General features: G+C 79.3%; 15 protein-coding genes and 1 pseudogene. 5 read left to right on the top strand and 11 right to left on the bottom strand.

The features are described from left to right. The 3 genes and pseudogenes from ACFO3M_RS21805 to ACFO3M_RS21795 all read right to left on the bottom strand — a co-directional run. Nucleotides 1–445 (bottom strand): annotated as a pseudogene (locus ACFO3M_RS21805) (HNH endonuclease); the annotation flags it as partial. A 196-nt stretch (nt 446–641) separates the two neighbouring features. Beyond that, complete coding sequence (locus ACFO3M_RS21800; RefSeq protein ID WP_387994022.1) at nt 642–3,044, bottom strand: phosphatase PAP2 family protein; 2,403 nt, start codon at nt 3,042–3,044, stop codon at nt 642–644. A gap of 123 nt (nt 3,045–3,167) precedes the next feature. Continuing rightward, a complete protein-coding gene (locus ACFO3M_RS21795; RefSeq protein ID WP_387994019.1) occupies nt 3,168–4,082 on the bottom strand; it encodes a nitroreductase family protein in 915 nt (304 codons plus the stop codon). Between the two features lie 224 nt (nt 4,083–4,306). Here ACFO3M_RS21795 and ACFO3M_RS21790 point away from each other — a divergent pair, with 224 nt between their 5' ends. Next, nucleotides 4,307–4,978 (top strand): response regulator, encoded by a 672-nt coding sequence (locus ACFO3M_RS21790; RefSeq protein ID WP_387994017.1) that lies wholly within the window; start codon nt 4,307–4,309, stop codon nt 4,976–4,978. A 51-nt stretch (nt 4,979–5,029) separates the two neighbouring features. Here the strand turns inward: ACFO3M_RS21790 and ACFO3M_RS21785 are convergent, their stop codons facing one another. The 3 genes from ACFO3M_RS21785 to ACFO3M_RS21775 all read right to left on the bottom strand — a co-directional run bounded on the left by ACFO3M_RS21785 (nt 5,030) and on the right by ACFO3M_RS21775 (nt 8,064). Next, nucleotides 5,030–6,739, bottom strand: a complete 1,710-nt coding sequence (locus tag ACFO3M_RS21785) for a GAF domain-containing sensor histidine kinase (protein ID WP_387994015.1) — start codon at nt 6,737–6,739, stop codon at nt 5,030–5,032. Between the two features lie 143 nt (nt 6,740–6,882). Next, nucleotides 6,883–7,317 carry a pyridoxamine 5'-phosphate oxidase family protein gene (locus tag ACFO3M_RS21780; RefSeq protein ID WP_387994012.1) on the bottom strand — a complete coding sequence of 145 codons (435 nt, stop codon included), beginning with the start codon at nt 7,315–7,317 and terminating at the stop codon, nt 6,883–6,885. Between the two features lie 192 nt (nt 7,318–7,509). Then, entirely contained in the window at nt 7,510–8,064 is a 555-nt protein-coding gene (locus ACFO3M_RS21775) for a flavodoxin domain-containing protein (RefSeq protein WP_387994009.1), read from the bottom strand. 268 nt (nt 8,065–8,332) lie between these two features. On the opposite strand from ACFO3M_RS21775, the gene ACFO3M_RS21770 reads away from it, so the two are divergent. Further along, nucleotides 8,333–9,310, top strand: coding sequence for a universal stress protein (locus tag ACFO3M_RS21770; RefSeq protein ID WP_387994006.1), 978 nt, complete (start codon nt 8,333–8,335; stop codon nt 9,308–9,310). Between the two features lie 23 nt (nt 9,311–9,333). Here ACFO3M_RS21770 and ACFO3M_RS21765 read toward each other — a convergent pair whose 3' ends face one another. Continuing rightward, a complete protein-coding gene (locus ACFO3M_RS21765) occupies nt 9,334–10,395 on the bottom strand; it encodes a TerC family protein (protein WP_387994003.1) in 1,062 nt (353 codons plus the stop codon). Nucleotides 10,396–10,575: 180 nt separating this feature from the next. Here ACFO3M_RS21765 and ACFO3M_RS21760 point away from each other — a divergent pair, with 180 nt between their 5' ends. Both ACFO3M_RS21760 and ACFO3M_RS21755 read left to right on the top strand, forming a co-directional pair. After that, nucleotides 10,576–10,935: a transcriptional regulator gene (locus tag ACFO3M_RS21760; RefSeq protein ID WP_387994001.1), complete on the top strand. Its 360-nt coding sequence runs from the start codon at nt 10,576–10,578 to the stop codon at nt 10,933–10,935. A 125-nt stretch (nt 10,936–11,060) separates the two neighbouring features. Further along, entirely contained in the window at nt 11,061–12,059 is a 999-nt protein-coding gene (locus ACFO3M_RS21755) for a zinc-dependent alcohol dehydrogenase family protein (RefSeq protein ID WP_387993998.1), read from the top strand. A gap of 19 nt (nt 12,060–12,078) precedes the next feature. Here ACFO3M_RS21755 and ACFO3M_RS21750 read toward each other — a convergent pair whose 3' ends face one another. Genes ACFO3M_RS21750 through ACFO3M_RS21740 form a run of 3 tightly spaced genes read right to left on the bottom strand, consistent with a single transcriptional unit; the run spans nt 12,079 to nt 14,387 of the window. Beyond that, complete coding sequence (locus ACFO3M_RS21750) at nt 12,079–12,681, bottom strand: Rv1733c family protein (RefSeq protein WP_387993995.1); 603 nt, start codon at nt 12,679–12,681, stop codon at nt 12,079–12,081. Between the two features lie 3 nt (nt 12,682–12,684). Beyond that, nucleotides 12,685–13,548, bottom strand: a complete 864-nt coding sequence (locus ACFO3M_RS21745) for a universal stress protein (protein WP_387993992.1) — start codon at nt 13,546–13,548, stop codon at nt 12,685–12,687. After that, nucleotides 13,545–14,387 carry a hypothetical protein gene (locus tag ACFO3M_RS21740; protein WP_387993990.1) on the bottom strand — a complete coding sequence of 281 codons (843 nt, stop codon included), beginning with the start codon at nt 14,385–14,387 and terminating at the stop codon, nt 13,545–13,547. Before ACFO3M_RS21740 ends, ACFO3M_RS21745 begins: the two co-directional genes overlap by 4 nt. A 214-nt stretch (nt 14,388–14,601) precedes the next feature. Between ACFO3M_RS21740 and ACFO3M_RS21735 the strand changes: the two genes are divergently transcribed. Further along, the gene (locus ACFO3M_RS21735) at nt 14,602–16,185 is read left to right on the top strand and encodes a DUF4389 domain-containing protein (protein WP_387993987.1); all 1,584 of its coding nucleotides are present in this window, start codon (nt 14,602–14,604) and stop codon (nt 16,183–16,185) included. Between the two features lie 416 nt (nt 16,186–16,601). Here ACFO3M_RS21735 and ACFO3M_RS21730 read toward each other — a convergent pair whose 3' ends face one another. Continuing rightward, a complete protein-coding gene (locus ACFO3M_RS21730; RefSeq protein WP_387993984.1) occupies nt 16,602–17,045 on the bottom strand; it encodes a DUF4383 domain-containing protein in 444 nt (147 codons plus the stop codon). Nucleotides 17,046–17,104 lie beyond the last annotated feature (59 nt).

Here is a 17,104-nt window from a genome sequence, read left to right as displayed (position 1 = left end):
CCAGCGCCTTGGCGCGGGCCTCGTCCAGCGCGCCGGCGGCCAGCGCCGCCCAGGTCCCGGGCAGTTTCTCCCGGTAGGTCCACGCTCGGTGCGCCAGCTGCGCGGCGGCCAGCCGCCCGCAGTTGAGGACCATCGCGAGCTCGGCGGGGAAGAACTCCGACACCCCGGGCAGCTCGGCATCCGGCTTCCACGACCGGGAGCGGGTGCCCGGGGTGCCGAGTGCCGGGTCGTCGTCATCGGGGGAGTCGTCGGCCAGGCCCAGGACCAGCTCCGCCTCGTAGGCGGCGGTCATCGCCTTGAGCGCGGCCACCCGCTGCAGCTCGGCGGCCTTCTGCTCCCGCGACAGCAGCGCCACCGGCAGCCGGGGGATGGACACCGGCTGCTCGAGGAGCACGCCGACGAGCGCCCGCTCGACGGGCGAGACGTACTGGGCGACCTCCTCCACACCCCGCACGCTACGGCCGGGGTACGACAGTTCCCGCAGGCCAGAGGCGAGTCCTGCGCCCATGTCCGCGGACGGCCGAGTCGGGTGCGACCGACGCACCCCGGTCCGCGACGGATGGCCTCTCGACCGCCCATCGGCCCACCGGGAACCAGGACCGGACGTCCCGTCGGACGTGCTGGGCAGCCGGCCCGGCCGGTCAGACGGACGCGGGGACGGTGGCCGGGTGGGACCGCCGGTCCACCGCGACGCCGACGGCGGCGGGGATCCAGACGGTCAGCGACCGGGTGACGAGGACGGCGACGCAGGCGGCGGCCGGGGACGTCCCGATGGTGCCGAGCAGCAGGAGCAGCACCGCCTCGGGGGCGCCGGGCAGGGCGGAGGCGGGCAGCGCGATCCAGACCAGGCGGAGGACGGCGTAGCAGCCGGCGACGGCGAGCACGGGGACCCCGCCGCCGGCCGCCTGCACTGCGGCCGAGAGGACCGCGGCCTCGAGCGAGACGGCGAGGGCGACCCAGCCGAGGAGGGCCGCCTGCTGCCGCCGCGGGACCAGGCGGCGCACGGCGGTCGACGGGAGCGGCTCGGCGTTGCCGCGGCGGGCCGTCAGCTGTCCCGCGCCCGCCAGCACCCAGGCGGCCAGGCCGGCGGCGGCCGCAGGGAGGACCGCGGTCGGGGACCGCCAGTCCGGGATCGAGCCGTCGACGGCGGCGAGCGCGACGACCGCCCCCGCCGCCACCGCCGCCGCGGCCAGGCCCGCGACCGCGGTCCGCACCGTCGCCGCGTGCGCGGTCGCCGGCAGCGCCGCGGCCAGCTCCAGCAGCCGGGCGCGCGCCAGGCGCTCGCCGTCGCGGCCGTGCACCAGGCCCACGTTCCGGGCGACCAGCGTGACGACGAGCGCCCGGCCCACCGACACCCGCCGGTCGGCGGCCCGGGCGACGGCGGCCGCGCGGGCCAGGGCCGCGGCGGCGGCCAGCAGCCCGGCTCCGCCCAGCCACCGCCACCCCTGCGTCCCGACGCTGTCGACGGCGGCGCCGACCCCCGCGACCACCACGGGTCCGGCGAAGGCGACCGCGCAGCCGAGGGTCACGAGCACCCGCGCCACGGGCCCGGCGGGCGGGAACACCGGGCGGTCGGGGTCGGGCAGGTCCAGCCGGGCGTGCAGGGCGGCCCGCAGCGCGGCCAGGCGGGACGGCTCAGCGCGCAGCCGCTCCCGGGTCTCGGACGACAGCGCCAGCGGCGTCAGCGACGGCAGCGCCGCCGCGACGGCCGGCTCCCCGAGGACGTCGACCGCCGCGGCCACCAGCGCGACCGGGTCGCACGGGGCCCCGGGTGCGGCGGCCAGCGAGGCCAGCAGCTCGGCGACGTCGACGGCCTCCTCGTCGTCGGTGGCGCCGGTCCGGGCGTTGCCGAAGTCGACCAGCCACGGCCGGCCCGCCGGGTCGACCAGCACGCTGGCGGCCACGAGGTCCCGGTGCGCCACGTTCGCGGCGTGCATCCGGGCGACCTCGCTCCACACCTGGTGCAGCAGCCCGGGGGTCCGCTCCGCCGGGTCCAGCTCGTCGAGCGGTCGGCCCTCGACGTACTCCTGCACGACGACGGCGTCCCCGGACCCGCCGCGGGCCAGCAGCACCGACGGCACCCGCACCCCGCGCCGCTCGACGGTCAGGGCGGCCACCGCCTCGTGCTCGGCCTGGTGCCCCAGCGGGGCCAGCGCGTCGGCGTCCTTCACGTCCCCGACGGCGAACACCCGCCACATCCGGTGCAGCCGGTCGCGCTCGTGCCGGTCGGGCTCCAGGTACTTCACGTACAGCCGCCGGCCGCGGTCGTCGACCGCCGTGAACGGCTGGGAGCTGCGTGCCCGCACCGCGGCCGGCGCCACCCCGGTGACCGGCAGTCCGAAGCGCCGCAGCACGGCCTCGACCCGGCCGGGCGGGACCTCCCGCGACGGCACCCCGAACACCCAGTGCACCAGCGAGCCGATCGCCCAGCCCAGCGCCACGCCCCCGACGACGTCGAGGGGCAGGTGGGCGCCCACGTACACGCGGGCGAGCGCGACCGACCACGCCAGCGCCCACGCCACCCGGCGTCCCCGCCGGGTCAGGTACGGGGCGGCGGCGGCGGCGAGGGCGGCGGCGACCGCCGAGTGGCCGGAGACGAAGCCGGCCCCGCCCACGGTGCCCTCGTGCAGGACCGCGCCGACCGGTAGGCCCGCGGGCCGTTCCCGGCCGACCAGCGACTTCACCAGGTCGGCGGCCAGGTAGGCCGCGAACCCGGAGAGGAGGAGGTCCCGCGCCGCGCGGAGGCGGCGGCACAGGACGGCGACCAGCGCGAGCGCCGGGACGGCGAGCACGTTGCCCAGCTGCATGACCACCCAGACCGCCGGCATGATGCCGGCCGGCAGGTCGTTGAACAGCCGGAACAGGTCCCGCTCGAGGGCGGACAGCTGCCCCCGCCGGGCGATCAGCACCCCCGTGCCCAGGACGACGAGCCCCAGGGCCACGCGCACCAGGTCGGTCGTCAGGCGCTGCGGACGTCCCCGTCCCCAGCCGGAGGGACCGGCCCCGCGGCCCAGCTGCCCCGCGGGGACGGTCCGGGTGGTCACGGCCACAGTCCAGCGCCCCGCCCCCGCCCACGGGCAGGGTCCTCCGGCCCTGCCCGTGGGCGCCACCTGCGGGGCGCTGCCCACCGGCAGGCGGACACGCCCCGGCCGGCACTGCCGGTGCGGTCAGGACCAGGGGGCGTCGAGCGGGTCGACGGCCTCGTCGACCGGGCGGCGCCGGGTCGCCGGGACCGGGTCGGCGCTGACCGGCGCCCAGCCCAGCCGCACGAGAGCCTGGGGCGTCCCCGGCGCGTCGGGGGAGACGCCGGCGCACAGCGCGGCCAGCCGGGCCCGGACGTGCGGGACCTCGAGCGGCCGGCCGACCGGGTCGGTGGCCAGGCCGACGGCGGTCGCGGTCAGGAGCACCGCGCTGAGCGCCTCGCCCGCCCGCAGCCGGTCGGCGGGCCCGTCGCCGGCGGTGGTGAGGACGGCGAGGACGCTCCCTCCGGACCCGTCACCGGCGAGCCGGAGCGCGCCGCCGGCGAGGTCCCGCACCGGGACGCCGTCCACCGAGCCGCGGGACCGCCCGCTCCAGGCGGCCTCCTCGACCAGGCGCACGACCTCCCGCCGGGCGCGGGCGGCGAGGACGGTGAGCCGCGCCGTCTCCCCGGCCGCGGCGCGCACCAGGTCGGCGAGCAGCTCCGCCGGGACGGGCCAGGGGGAGTAGACGCGCGGGTCGCTGCGGCGGTGCTCGACGGCCTGCGCCAGGGCGAGGTCGTCCGGGGCCGGCTCGGCGGGGGACACGTCGACGGCGGCGAGGTGTGCGGGGTGCGCGGGGTCGGGCAGCCGGTGGACGCACGGGGCCAGGCCGGCGGCACGCAGGGCCACCCGGAGGTGGTGGAGCGCGGCACCGCAGCCGATCAGCAGGTCCCGGCTCCCGGGGTCGGTCGCCGGCAGCCGCCGGGACGGGTCGGCGGACAGGTGGACCGACGTGCGCCCGATCCGCCAGCGCCAGGGCCGGGTGTCGTGCGGCGACGGCGCGCGGTCGGCCAGCGCGACGGCCGCGCGGGCGGTGGCGCGGTCGAGCAGGGACGACGTCACGGCTCCTCCGGGGTGGCGCGGCCGGCCCGGACCCGGAGGGAGGCGTCGTCCACGGCCCGACGCTCGCGCCCCGGCCGGACGGCGGTGAGGGCCGGACGTCCCCGGTCGGCGGGCCGGCGGTCGCCGGCGGCCGGAGGGCCGGCGGGACGGGACCTCCGACCCCGCGCCCCGGGTGGCCGGCAGGCCCTAACCTCGGACGGCGACCGCGGGACGGGAGGGCTCCGGTGGACACGGACACGCAGCAGGCGCCGATCGGGGTCTTCCTCCTCGACGACCACGAGGTGGTGCGCCGCGGCGTCGCCGACGTCCTGGAGAGCGACCCCGGCATCCGGGTTGTGGGGGAGGCGAAGAACGCCTCCGAGGCCCTGGCCCGCGTGCCCGCGCTCCGGCCCGACGTCGCGGTGCTGGACGTCCGGCTGCCCGACGGCGACGGCGTCTCGGTCTGCCGCGAGCTCCGCAGCCGGATGCCGGAGCTGCGGGTGATCATGCTGACCAGCTACAGCGACGACGAGGCCCTGTTCGAGGCGATCATGGCCGGCGCCTCGGGCTACCTGCTCAAGCAGATCCTCGGCGCCGACCTGGTCAGCGCGGTGCGCACGGTGGCCGCCGGCGGCTCGCTGCTGGACCCCGCGGCCACCACCGCGGTGCTCGAGCGGATGCGGCGCGCCGCGGAGCCGGCCGGGCCGCTGGCCCGGCTCAGCGAGCAGGAGCGCACGGTGCTCGAGCTCATCGGCGAGGGGCTCACCAACCGGCAGATCGGCGAGCGGATGTTCCTCGCCGAGAAGACGGTGAAGAACTACGTGTCCCACCTGCTGGCCAAGCTGGGCCTGGAGCGGCGCACCCAGGCCGCGGTCCTGGCGACCCAGCTGCGCGGCGGGACGCCCCGCCAGGGCTGACCGGCCGGGCCGGCGGCCGGTCGGGACGGCGGCGCCCGCCACCGCGGCCGGTCAGGACAGCGGTGCCCACCACCGCAGCCGGGTCCCGCCGTCCGGGACCGCCGCGACCTCGAGGCCGCCGCCGCGGCCGGTCGCCCGCTGCTCCAGGTTGCGCAGCCCGCTGCGCGCGGCCCGCGCGTCGATGCCCCGGCCGTCGTCGACCACCTCGAGCACCAGCTCGTCGCCGACGTCGAGGGTGACGGTCACGTGCCGGGCGCCGGAGTGGCGGGCCGCGTTGCTCACCGCCTCCCGGACGACGGCCACCACGTCGGTGGCCAGCCCGCCGGTGACGAGCGTGTCGACCGCGCCGGAGGTGCGCACGGTGGACTCCAGGTCGCCGGCGGTGCCGGCCACCGTGTCCAGCACCTGCCGGCGCACCCCGCCGTCGGGCTGGTCGACGGTGTGCAGGTCGAAGATGCTCGTGCGGATGTCGCGGACGGTGTCGTCGAGCTGGCGGACGACGTCGCGGATCCGGCCCTGCACCTGCGGGTCGGCGACCCGCGGGAGGACCGACTGCAGGCTCAGCCCGGCGGCGAACACCCGCTGGATGACGTGGTCGTGCAGGTCGCGGGCGATGCGGTCGCGGTCCTCGTAGACGTCGAGCTGGCGGGCGAGGCGCTGCCGGGCGGCGAGGTCGAGGGCGACCGCGGCCTGGTCGGCGAACGAGCCGACCAGCGCCGGCAGCGCGCCGTCGAACGCCGGCGCCCCCGCGCGGCGGGCCGCGATCACGACCGCGGACTCCGCCTCCGTGCCGCGCAGCGGGACGCCCAGGCAGGGACCCCACTCCACGTGCGCGTTGGGCCCGTCGTAGGCCAGCCCGGTCATGTCGAGGGTGACGACCTCGCCGGCGCCGTCGCCCATGGCCTGCAGCACCGGGCTGTCGGCCACGTCCACCCAGGTCCCGGTGATGTCCCGCAGCCCGTCGCCGACCTGGACCCGGACCTCGTAGCGGCCCGCGGCGTCGGGGCCGGCCATGATCCATGCCGCCGCGGCGCCGGTCAGCTCGCGGACCCGCTCGGCGACGAGGGCGAGCGCCCGCTCGCCGGAGCCGGTGTCGAGCAGGCTGGCCCGGACGTCGGAGAGCGCGGTCGCCCACCGGCGGCGCTCCTCGGCCTCCTCGTAGAGCCGGGCGTTGTCGACGGCGACGCCCGCCGCGCCGGCGAGAGCGGTGAGCACCGCCTCGTCCTCGGGGGTGAACTCCCCCTGCCGCTTCTCGGTCATGTAGAGGTTGCCGAACACCGTGCCGCGCACGAGCACGGGCACCCCGAGGAAGCTGTGCATCTCCGGGTGGCCCGGGGGGAAGCCGACCGAGGCCGGGTGCTTGCTCAGGTCGGCGATCCGCAGCGGGTACGGCTCGGTGATCAGCTGCCCGAGCACGCCCTTGCCCTCGGGCAGCGAGCCCAGCGCGGCGGCGGTCGCCTCGTCGACGCCGACGTGGATGAACGCCGCCAGCCCGCCCTCCGGAGCCAGCACGCCCAGCGCTCCGTACCGGGCGTCGACCAGGTCGCAGGCGCTCTCCACGATGCGCCGCAGGGTGGTCTCCAGGTCCAGGCCGGAGGAGACCGACAGGAACGCGTCGAGCAGGTTCTGGATGCGTTCCTGGCTGCGGGCGACCGCGGTCAGCCGGTCCTGCACCTCGTCGACCAGCTCGGTGAGCCGCATCCCGGCCAGGGCCGACCCGCCCGCGGGCCCGGGCCCGCGCGCTGACACCGGACCGGTCATGTCGGCACCCCTCACCGAGGCCTGACCTCGCCGGCCCAGACTGGCACGGGACCCCGGCCGGTGGTAGGCACCCGGCGGTCCCGCCCGTCCCGCCCCGGCGGGGTCACACGGCGTCGTCCGGGGTCACACGGTGCTGTCCGGGGTCACCCCGCCCTCCCCGGGACCGGGGCCACCGGGGGCGTGGTCCGCCAGCCGCGCAGCACCCCGATGGTCAGGAGCACGAACCGGTGGCCGTCCCCGACCAGCAGCGGCCGGGGCCAGTCCCGGGCGCGGAGGGCGGCCGCGGTGGCGGCGTCGGTGACGGTCCGCGCCGGGCCCACGACGGTCACCGACCACTCGGTGTCGCCGTCGCAGCCGTCCACGCCGAGCACGACGACGGCGCCCCCCGCCGGCGGCAGGTGGTCGCTGTCCGGGGCCGCGGGGATGACCACGCGGTCCCCGTCGAGCGCGTAGCGGACCGGTGCGATCGCCGGCAGGGCGTCCCGGGTGAAGGCGAGGTGCCCGTGGGTGCCCCTGCCCAGCAGGGAGCGGCACTCCCCGTCGTCGAGGGAGGTGCGGATGGTCCCCGTACCGGTCACGTGCGTTCCCCGTTCGGCGTGCCGCGGGGGTGGCGCGGCCCCCACGTGCGCCCCTGCGGGCGCCGACTCCCCAGGTTGCCCTGCCGGAGGCGGGACCGCACCGGGGCGACGGTCCCGGACGGAGGGGCCGGGAGGCCCGGGTCGGCGGCCCGGACGGCCCTCCCGCCGGCCCGGTGCGGCGGCCGCGGCGGGTCAGGCACCGGACAGCCGCTGCGACGCCACGGCCGGACGGCCCGCGGCGACCGCGCCGGCGATCTCACCGGCCCACGACCGGACGGCGTCCCGGTCCCGGAAGTCGCCGACCGGGGCACGCATCGCGGTGACCACCGCACGCCCGCCGGAGCCGAGCAGGGCCCGGTCGAGCCGGCCGGGCAGGACCCGGTGGCCTCGCGGGGCGAGCAGCGCGGCCGGCGCGGCGGCGTCCTGCGGGTCCTCCGGCGGGTACGGCGGATCGCCGATCGGCCCGCTGGAGAACAGCCACACCGGCCGCCGGCGGAGCACTCCCGCGCACCGCACGGCCAGGCCCTGGACCGGGGGGAGCCATCGGCCGGCGTGGACGGCGCTGCCCGGCACGACCGCGTCCCAGGCGGCGGGGTCGGGCCGCGACCCGGCCGGCAGCGCCGCCGCGGAGAGGCCCACCGAGCGCCCGGCCGGGGACCCGCCCACGTCGCGGGCCAGGGCCTCGGCGATCTCCCGGGTCGACCCGTGCCGGCTGGCGTGGGCGACCAGGACCCGGGGCCGGCTCACCGTGGTCCTCCCCGCCGGCCGCCGGCGGCGGGGACCACCGCGGGCACGTCGCGCGTCATGACGTCCCTGGTCTGCACGGCTCCTCCTCGCGGTCGGTGTGCCGGACGCTAGGGAGTCCGCGCACCCGGCCCCAGGGTCGGCGGCCGCCGTGCGGAGGGACGGAGGTCCCGGGACCCCGGGTCCCTCGCCCCGGGCCGGGCGGCGGCCGCGCGGCGCATCGTCGGGGCGCCCGCCCGGGGCGTCCCCGGGCCCGACGTGAGGACCGCCGATGGACGCGACCCCCCAGCAGCCCGGCGCCGGCGCGCCCGCCGTCGGCCCCGTCGTCGTCGGGGTGGACGGCTCGGTCCCGGCCCGCGCCGCCCTGCACGCGGCCCTCCGTGCCGCCGCGGAGCGCGCCGCCGGACTCCTGGTGGTCAGCAGCTTCGCGTCCGACCTGTACTGGCTCGGCGGCGCGGGCGTCGTGGTGCCGCTGGTCGACGACGTCCGCGGCGCCACCCGGCGGCTGACCGAGGAGCTGGTGGCGTCGGTCCGCGAGGAGGTCCCGGAGGCGGACGGCGTCCCCGTCGACGTCGACGTCACACCCGAGTCACCCGCGGCCGCCCTGGTGAGCCGGTCGGCCGACGCGCAGCTCGTCGTCGTCGGCAACCGCGGGCGGGGAGCGGTGCGCAGCGCCCTGCTCGGCTCGGTCGCCCTGCACACGGTCACCCACGCCCGCTGCCCGGTGCTGGTGGTGCACCCGCGGACCGACGAGCCGGCCGCCCCGCCGCGGGTGGTCGCCGGCTTCGACGGCTCCGCCACGGCGCACGCGGCCCTCGCCGCGGCGGTCGAGGAGGCCGCGCGGACGGGTGCGGAGCTCCACGTGCTGGCCACCTACGTCCTCACCGACTACTGGGTGGACCTGTCCTCGGTCGTCGTGCCCTCGCGGGACGAGGTCCGCGGCGACCTGCGCCGGCGGGTGGACGAGGCCGTCGACGGCGTGCTCGGCGGCCGGCCCGCGGACGCGCCGGTGCCGCGGGTCGACGTGGACGTGGTCGAGGGCGCCGCCTCCGACGTGCTGGTCGACCGGGCGCGCGACGCCGCGCTGCTGGTGGTGGGCGGCCGCGGGCGCGGGGCGGTGCGCGGGCTGCTGGTCGGGTCGGTGGCGCTGCACTGCGCGGTGCACGCCGCCTGCCCGGTCCTGGTCGTCCACCCCGCCGGCCGGCGCACCGGGGTCACCGTCGACGCGGGCGAGCCGGCGCGGGCGTGACCGGGCGCCCCGGGGGGCGGGACTCACCGCCGCTCCCCGGGGGAGGGGCCGGACCCCGCCGCGGCCGGCGCGTCCGCGCGGCGGCGGCGCCACAGCGGCTCGAGAGCCGCGACCTCCTCGGCGGTGGCGGTCCGGAACGGCGGCGCCGGCGGAGCGGCGACCGGACGCCGGCCCTGACCCCGGGTGGCCCGCAGGCTCGCGGCGACCGAGACGCCGATGATCGTGGTGATGACCGCGAGGCTGACCGCGGTCGGCACGTGGAACAGGTCCACCTTGAGCAGCATCTTGACGCCGACCCACACGAGGACCAGGGCCAGCCCGGTCTTGAGGTACACGAACCGGTGGACCAGGTCGGCGAGCAGGAAGTACATCGCGCGCAGCCCCAGCAGCGCGAAGGCGTTGGCCGTGAAGACGAGGAACGGCTCGTCGGTGACGGCGAAGATGGCCGGGATCGAGTCGACGGCGAAGACGACGTCGGTCACCTCGACGAGCACGAGCACCGCCAGCAGCGGCGTGGCCAGCAGGACGCCGTCGCGGCGGACGAGGAACCGCTGCCCGTGGTAGGCGTCGGTCATCGGCACGTACCGGCGGAACCACCGCAGCGCCCGGGACCGCTCCGGGTCCAGGTGCTCGTCGCGCTGCCGGGCCATCCGCCAGCCGGTCCAGAGCAGGAACCCGGCGAACAGGTACAGCACCCAGTCGAAGCGCTCGACCAGCACCGAGCCGCCGGCGATGAACAGCCCGCGCAGGACGAGGGCGCCGAGGACGCCGAGGAACAGCACGCGGTGCTGGTACTCCCGCGGCACCGCGAAGTACGTGAACAGGACCGCCCAGACGAAGACGTTGTCCACCGCCAGCGACTTCTCGATCAGGTAGCCGGCGAAGTACTGCTGGCCGGGCTCGGCGCCGTGCGCCCACCAGACCCAGGCGCCGAAGGCGACGCCGACCGCCACCCAGGCCGCCGACCACAGCGCGGCCTCGCGGACGCCGATGACGTGCGCCCGGCGGTGGGCGAACAGGTCGACGGCGAGCATGCCGACGATGAGGCCGAGCACGGCCGGCCAGAGCCAGAAGGGGACGTCCACGGACAGCCTCCAGTCGGTGAGCACCAACCGGAGGTCTCTCCCGGCCCGTCTCGGGCCCGCTCCGCCGGACCCCTCCTCCGGGGCCGTCCTGACGGCGGCAGCGCCACGGGGATACTCCCCTCCGCGAGAACCAGTGAAGCAGGGTTCACCTGTCCCCGCCACCGGACCGAGGAGCAGCCCGTGACCGCGGACGCCCGGGCGGCGCGCCCGTCCTGGACCTTCCTCACCAACCACGGCCACGTGCTCCTCGCCGTGGCCGCCGACCCCGACGCGCGGGTCGTCGACGTGGCGGCCCGGGTGGGTGTCACCCCCCGGGCAGCCCTGGGGATCCTCCGCGACCTCGAGGAGGGCGGGTACCTGACGCGCCACCGGCACGGCCGGCGCACCCGCTACGAGATCCGGCCGCACCAGCACTTCCGGCACCCCGCCACGGCCGCGTACGAGGTGGACGCGCTGCTCGCCGTCTTCGCCCGGGACCAAGGTCCACCGCCGGGGGGACGTCCGGCGGCGGACCCGCCCCCGGGCTCCGGCGGAGGGTGACGGGGTGGTCGCCGGCCTCGACGGGTCGCCGGTCGTCCTCGGCTGCGTGCCCCGGGCCCGGTGCCCCGTCGTCGTGGCGCACCCGCGGCAGGTGCCGGCCGGGACGACGGTCTGAGGAGGCGCGGGTGCGGGCCTGGGTGGTCGGGACGCCGGCGCCGGTGGACGCGGGACCGCTGCGCCGGGTGGAGCGCGAGCCGCCCGTCCCCGGCCCGGGGCAGGTCCGGGTCGCCGTCCGCTGCTGCGGCGTGTGCCGCACCGACCTGCACCTGGCCGAGGGCGACCTGCCGCCGCGGCGGCCGGGCGTCGTCCCCGGGCACGAGGTCGTCGGCCGCGTCGACGCGCTCGGGCCCGGGACGGCCCGCTTCGCACCCGGCGACCGGGTCGGCGTCCCGTGGCTCGGCCGCACCGACGGCAGCTGCCGGTTCTGCCGCCGCGGCGACGAGAACCTGTGCACCGACCCGCGGTTCACCGGCTGGGACCTCGACGGCGGCTACGCCGAGGCCTGCCTGGTCGACGAGCGCTTCGCCCACCGGCTGCCCGAGGGCCTCGACGACGAGGCGGCCGCGCCGCTGCTGTGCGCCGGGATCATCGGCTGGCGGGCGCTGCGCTGCGCCGCGGTCCCGCCCGGCGGCCGGCTGGGGGTCTACGGCTTCGGCGGCAGCGCCCACCTGACGGCGCAGGTCGCGCTGGCGCAGGGGATGCGGGTGCACGTGCTGACCCGCGGCGCCGCCAACCGGGCGCTGGCGCGGGAGCTCGGGGTGGACTCCGTCGGCGGCCCGGCCGACCCGCCGCCGGAGCCGCTGGACGGCGCGGTGCTGTTCGCGCCGGCCGGGGAGCTGGTGCCGGTCGCGCTGCGCGCCCTGGACCGCGGCGGCACGCTCGCCGTCGCCGGCATCTGGCTGTCCGACGTGCCGCCGCTGTCCTACGCCGGCGAGCTGTTCCAGGAGCGCCGGCTGCGCAGCGTCACCGCCAACACCCGCCGCGACGCCGAGGAGTTCCTCGTCCTCGCCGCCCGGCTGGGGGTGCGCGCGACCACGACCGCCTACGCCCTCGACGACGCCCCGCGCGCGCTGGCCGACCTCGCGCACGGCCGCTTCGCCGGGGCCGCGGTGCTGCACGTCTGACGCGCCGCGGCCCCGGGGGTCAGGGCAGCCGGAAGCGGTCGGCCCACAGGGGCCCGACCTCGGCCCACTCGCGCTCCCAGGCCCGGTCGCGCGCCCGGCCGGTCCAGGCGCAGACCGAGGCGTGCGCGACCGCCGCCGTGGCCAGCCCGAGCAGCAGGGTCAGCACGCCGCTGGTCACGCTGACCACGGCGACGTCGGTGGCCTCGATCGGCGGGCCGGCGCGCCCGCCGCCCGGACCGGTCCACACCGGCACCGTGGCCCCGGCCGGGGTCCCCGGCGCGACCGGCACCGTGTCCTCGCGGGTGCCGCCGTCCGGGGCCTCCCACCGCGCCGGCGCGGTCGCCCGCAGCGACGTCGGGGAGCCGGGCAGCACCTCCGCGTCCTCGAGGACCACCGCGGGCACCTGCTGCCGCTGCGCGGCCTGGCGATCGGCCAGCGCGCCGGTGTCCGACGCCACCACGCTGCCCACCGCCAGCGCCACCGGCACCACCGCGACGGCCAGCAGGACGCTCGCGAGGCAGGAGACCAGCTCCACCCGGTCGGCCGTGCGGGCGCGCGGGGCGAGGCCGCGCCGCACCAGCGCGCGCAGGTACCCCGGCGGCGGGGCGGCGTCGGGGGGCACGGGTCACCTCGCCGGCGCGACGGCGGCCCGGCGCCGGCGGGCGTCGTCGGGTCGCGGCGGGGGAGGGGCCGGCACGACGAGCACGGGGCAGCGCGCGTGCCCCGCGACCGCCTCGACGAGGGCCGGGCCGGCCGGGGTGCGCGGCCGCCCGAGGACCAGCAGCCCGGCGTCCCGGGACAGGCGCACCAGCGCCGGGGCGGGGTCCCCCTCGCGGACGTCGACGGTCACCGGCACCGCCGGCCAGCCCTCGTGCAGCCGGGCGGCGTGCGTCTCGACGAGCCGGCGCTCGGCCTCGGCGACGGCCGCCGGGACCGCCGCCCCGCCGAGGGCGCCCCCGCCGGGCCACGCGTGCACCACGCGCAGCGGGCAGCCCCGCGTGCCGGCCTCGAGGGCCGCCGCGGCGAGCACCGCCGTCGTCCCGGCCGTGCCCTCCACGCCGGCCACGACCTCGCTGCCCCCGGTGGCGCCCGGGGGCACGGCGAGCACGGGGCAGGCCGCGGACGCGAGCAGGTCCCGGGCGACGGGGCCCAGCCCACCGGCCGCGGGACCCGTGCCGAGGACCAGCACCGCCGCCCCGGCGGACTCCTCGCGCAGCACCCCGGACGCGGGACCGGTGCGCACGACGGTCCGCACCGGGGTGGCGGGGGCGCGGGCGGTGAGGTCGCGGCGCAGCACGTCCAGCCGCGCGAGCGCGCGGTGCCACGGACCGTCGTGGGCGCGGCCGGGGTCGTGCGCGCCCTCCACCGCGGCCACCAGCAGCAGAGGGCGCAGCTCGCGGTGCGCCCGGTCGGCGGCGGCCGCCGCCACCGCCGGCGCGGAGCGGTCGGGACCGACCGCGGCCACGACCGGGGCCAGCCGGGAGGTCACACCCACGTCGTCCCCCCGTGGCCGTCGGGGACCGGGCGGCGGGGCGTCGGCGCCGGGACCGGGGCCCGGCCGGTGCGCAGCACCACCTGGGGGTGCGCGTCCCAGCTGAGCGCCGAGCGCAGCTGGGTGCGGGTCACCGGGACCTCGACGAGCCGGGGGAGCGGCTCGCCTCCCCAGCCGCGGGCGGTGAGCTCCAGCAGCACCCGCTCCAGGGCCTCGCCGCAGCGCAGCCACGCGCGCAGGTCGTCGCGGTGCGTCGCGAGCACCACGAGGGTCCGGTCGGTGTCCGGGGCGGGGCCGCGGCCGGCCTGCTGCGCGAGCCGGGCGACCAGGCGCAGGTGCTCCTCGCGGGTGACCGGGACGAGCACCGTCTCCTCCGCGGCGGCCGCGGCGACCAGGAGCCGGAGCACGTCCTCGGGGACGCGGTCGGCCTCGAGCCGCCGGGGGTCGGCGTGGCCCCGGCGCACGGCGGGGGAGAGGGCGGCCAGCACCGGGTCCGGCGGCCCGTCGACCGGGCGGAGGACGGCCACCACCCCCGGGTCGGTGGGGTCGGGCAGCCGGTCGACGCGGACGGCGGACCCGGCCGCGGCCAGCGCGACCCGGGCGTCGAACAGGGCCGCGCCCACGCTCCGCGCCCGGGCCCGGCCGACGGGGTCCGGGACCGCGAGCTGCCGGGGGAGGTCGGCGACCAGCTCCAGCCGGCCGGGGTGCAGCACGGCGCGCCAGGGCTGGGCGCCGTGCACGGCGGGGGCCCGCCCGGCGGCGTCCGCGGCCGCCTCCAGCGGAGGGCGCGGGACCCGGGGAGGCGGCAGGTCCGGGAGGGCGGCGCGGCGGGCCATGGTGCGGCTCCTCGGGACGGTCGTCCCCCCGAGCCTGGCCCGTGCGGGCGCCGCCGTCCGGGGCCCGCGGTCCCCGGGACCACCGACCAACGTCCCCGCGGCCGACCCGCCTTCGCCCGTGTCCCCGCGGCGGCCCGGGGGGCGAGGCTCCGGACGGCCGCCTGCGCCGGGGAGACGACCCCGGGCCGCCGCGGCGGTGCGGAGGAGGTGCGTCGTGAGCGAGCACGTGTCCCCGGGGGCGGGACCGCCGCCCCCCGCCTACCCGGTGCGGGTCGACGGGGTCCTGGACCCGCCGCTGTCCCGCGGGCTCTGGCTGGTCAAGTGGCTGCTGCTGGTACCGCACCTCGTGGTGCTGGTGTTCCTGTGGGCGGCGGTGGGCGTCGTCACCGTCGTCGCGTTCTTCGCGGTCCTGGTGACCGCGCGCTACCCGCGGCCGCTGTTCGACTTCACCGTGGGCGTGCTGCGCTGGACCTGGCGGGTCCAGCACTACGGCTACTCCGCGCTGGGCACCGACCGGTACCCGCCGTTCACCCTGGCCGACGTGCCCGGGCACCCGGCCCGGCTGGACGTCGTGTACCCGGAGCGGATGTCCCGCGGCCTGGTGCTGGTCAAGTGGCTGCTGGCGCTGCCGCACTACCTCGTGCTGGCGGTGTTCGTCGGCGGCGGGCTCTGGTTCGGCACGGGCGACTGGGACGGCGACGGCGTCTGGAGCGAGGGGTGGGCGGCCGGTGGCCTGGTCGCGCTGCTGGTCCTCGTGGCCGGCGTCGTCCTGCTCGTCACCGGCCGTTATCCCCAACCGCTGTACGACTTCGTCCTCGGCATGGACCGGTGGTCCCTGCGGGTGACGGGCTACGTCCTGCTGCTGACCGACGCCTATCCGCCCTTCCGGTTCGACATGGGCGGGACGGACCCCGCCGCGCGGGCGGCGCCGGCCGCGGCGGCGCCGGTCCCCGCCGGGCAGGCGCCTCCCGGGGGCGCGACGGCGGTCCCCGTCGCCGCGCCGGCGACCAGCCGCTGGTCGGCCGGGCCGGTCGTGGCCGTGGTCGCCGGCGCGCTGCTCGTCACCGCCGCGACCGGCCTGCTCGCCGCCGGGGGCAGCCTGCTGTGGGCCGACACCACGCAGCGCGACGGCGGCTTCGTGACCTCGGAGCCGGCGGCCGTCGACACCGCCGGCCACGCCGCCGTCAGCCAGGGGCTCCTGCTGCAGGGCGACGGGACCGACTGGGTGGTCGACGAGCTGCTGGGCACCGCGCGGGTGCAGGCCACCGCCACCGGACCCGACGACGAGCTGTTCCTGGGCCTGGCCCGCACCGCCGACGTCGACCGGTACCTGGGCGGCGTCGCCCGCGCGGAGGTCGAGCCGGCCGAGTCGGGCTGGTGGTCCGGGGACGAGTGGGCGTGGGCCGTCGACGCGGAGGCGGGCGGGTCGCCGCCGGTCCCGCCGGAGGAGGCGGGCATCTGGGCCGCCTCGGCCGTCGGCACGGGGTCGGTGACGCTGGACTGGCGGCCGGACGAGGGCGACTGGACCGTCGTGCTCATGCGGACCGACGGCGGCGCCGGCATCGAGGCCGACGTCCGGGTCGGCGCCACCCTGCCCGGGCTGACCTGGGTCTCCGTGTCGCTGCTGGCGGTGGGCGCGCTGCTGCTCGGCGGCGGCGTGCTGCTCGTCGCGCTCGGGGCGCACCGGGCCCGGCCGCTGCCGCCGTCCGGCCCGGTGCCGGCCGCGGGGCCGCCGGTCCTGCCCCGCCCGCGCGGTGCCGAGCCGGAGCCGACGCCGACCCGCACCCGGCAGGACTGAGTGCGCACGGCGACGCCCCCGCCGGGCTGCCGGCGGGGGCGTCGTCCCGGAGCCGGCGGTGGGGGGCGCCGGAGGTCGCCGGGAGGGCCGCTCGGCGGCGGCGCCCCCACAGGAACCCGGCCGCGGGACCCACCCGGTCGACGGCGGTGACCGCCGCCCGCACCGCCCGGCGGCCGTCGACCCGGTCGGGGCGGCGGCGCGCGAGGTCGGCCCACGCGGCGACGGCCAGGGACACCTGCACCGAGGCGAGGCCGTGGAGCACGCCCCGCTCCCGAGGGGTCGGCCCGGTCCGGCCCCGCGCCCGCTCCCGGCTCGTGGACGTCGTGGCGGCCTCCTCGCCGGGCGCGTCCCGGCCGGCACGGCACCCGCGGGGTCCCGTGCCGGCCGGTCGCCCGCCCGGTGGCCGGGCGGGCGCCTCACACCCCCGTCGTCCGGCGGCCGACGGCGGCCCGCACCGGGCCGAGGGCGATGGCCAGGCCGACGGCGGCGCTGACCGCGTGCAGCCAGTTGTCGGCGGCGTTGATCGCCAGGAAGTCCCAGGTCTCCCCGATGGCGATCAGCCCGTACACCAGGGCGGCGCCGTAGCCGACGGCGAGCAGCCACCCGTAGGTGCGCGCGAGGGGCAGGGAGCGGGCCAGGGCCAGGCCCGCGACCCCGATGGCCAGGTGGACCAGGTTGTGCAGCGGGTTGACCTCGAAGCCGAGCAGCTCGTCGCCGGTGTGGGCGGCGAAGTCCTCGAAGCCGGTCACGAACCAGCCGGCGACGCCGGCGATCGTGTAGACGGCACCGACGACCAGGGCGGCGACCTGCGGCCACGTCCAGGCCCCGGCTGTGCCGGCGGTGCGGTCTCGTGCGGACATGGGGTGCCTCCTCGGGACGTCCGCGGTGAGGTCCCCAGTGCGCCGCCGTCCGCGGGCGG

Origin of the sequence: Geodermatophilus arenarius, assembly GCF_042654585.1 — a bacterium.
GTDB classification, from domain to species: Bacteria; Actinomycetota; Actinomycetes; order Mycobacteriales; family Geodermatophilaceae; genus Geodermatophilus; species Geodermatophilus arenarius.
The sequence above is the reverse complement of the archived record's forward strand: the minus strand, read 5'-3'. Positions and strand labels throughout refer to the sequence as shown.

Excerpts from the sequence above, each read along its gene's own strand:
- ACFO3M_RS21785 (WP_387994015.1), bottom strand. The coding sequence starts at position 6,739 with ATGACCGGTCCGGTGTCAGCGCGCGGGCCCGGGCCCGCGGGCGGGTCG.
- ACFO3M_RS21770 (WP_387994006.1), top strand. The coding sequence starts at position 8,333 with ATGGACGCGACCCCCCAGCAGCCCGGCGCCGGCGCGCCCGCCGTCGGC.
- ACFO3M_RS21740 (WP_387993990.1), bottom strand. The coding sequence starts at position 14,387 with ATGGCCCGCCGCGCCGCCCTCCCGGACCTGCCGCCTCCCCGGGTCCCG.
- ACFO3M_RS21730 (WP_387993984.1), bottom strand. The coding sequence starts at position 17,045 with ATGTCCGCACGAGACCGCACCGCCGGCACAGCCGGGGCCTGGACGTGG.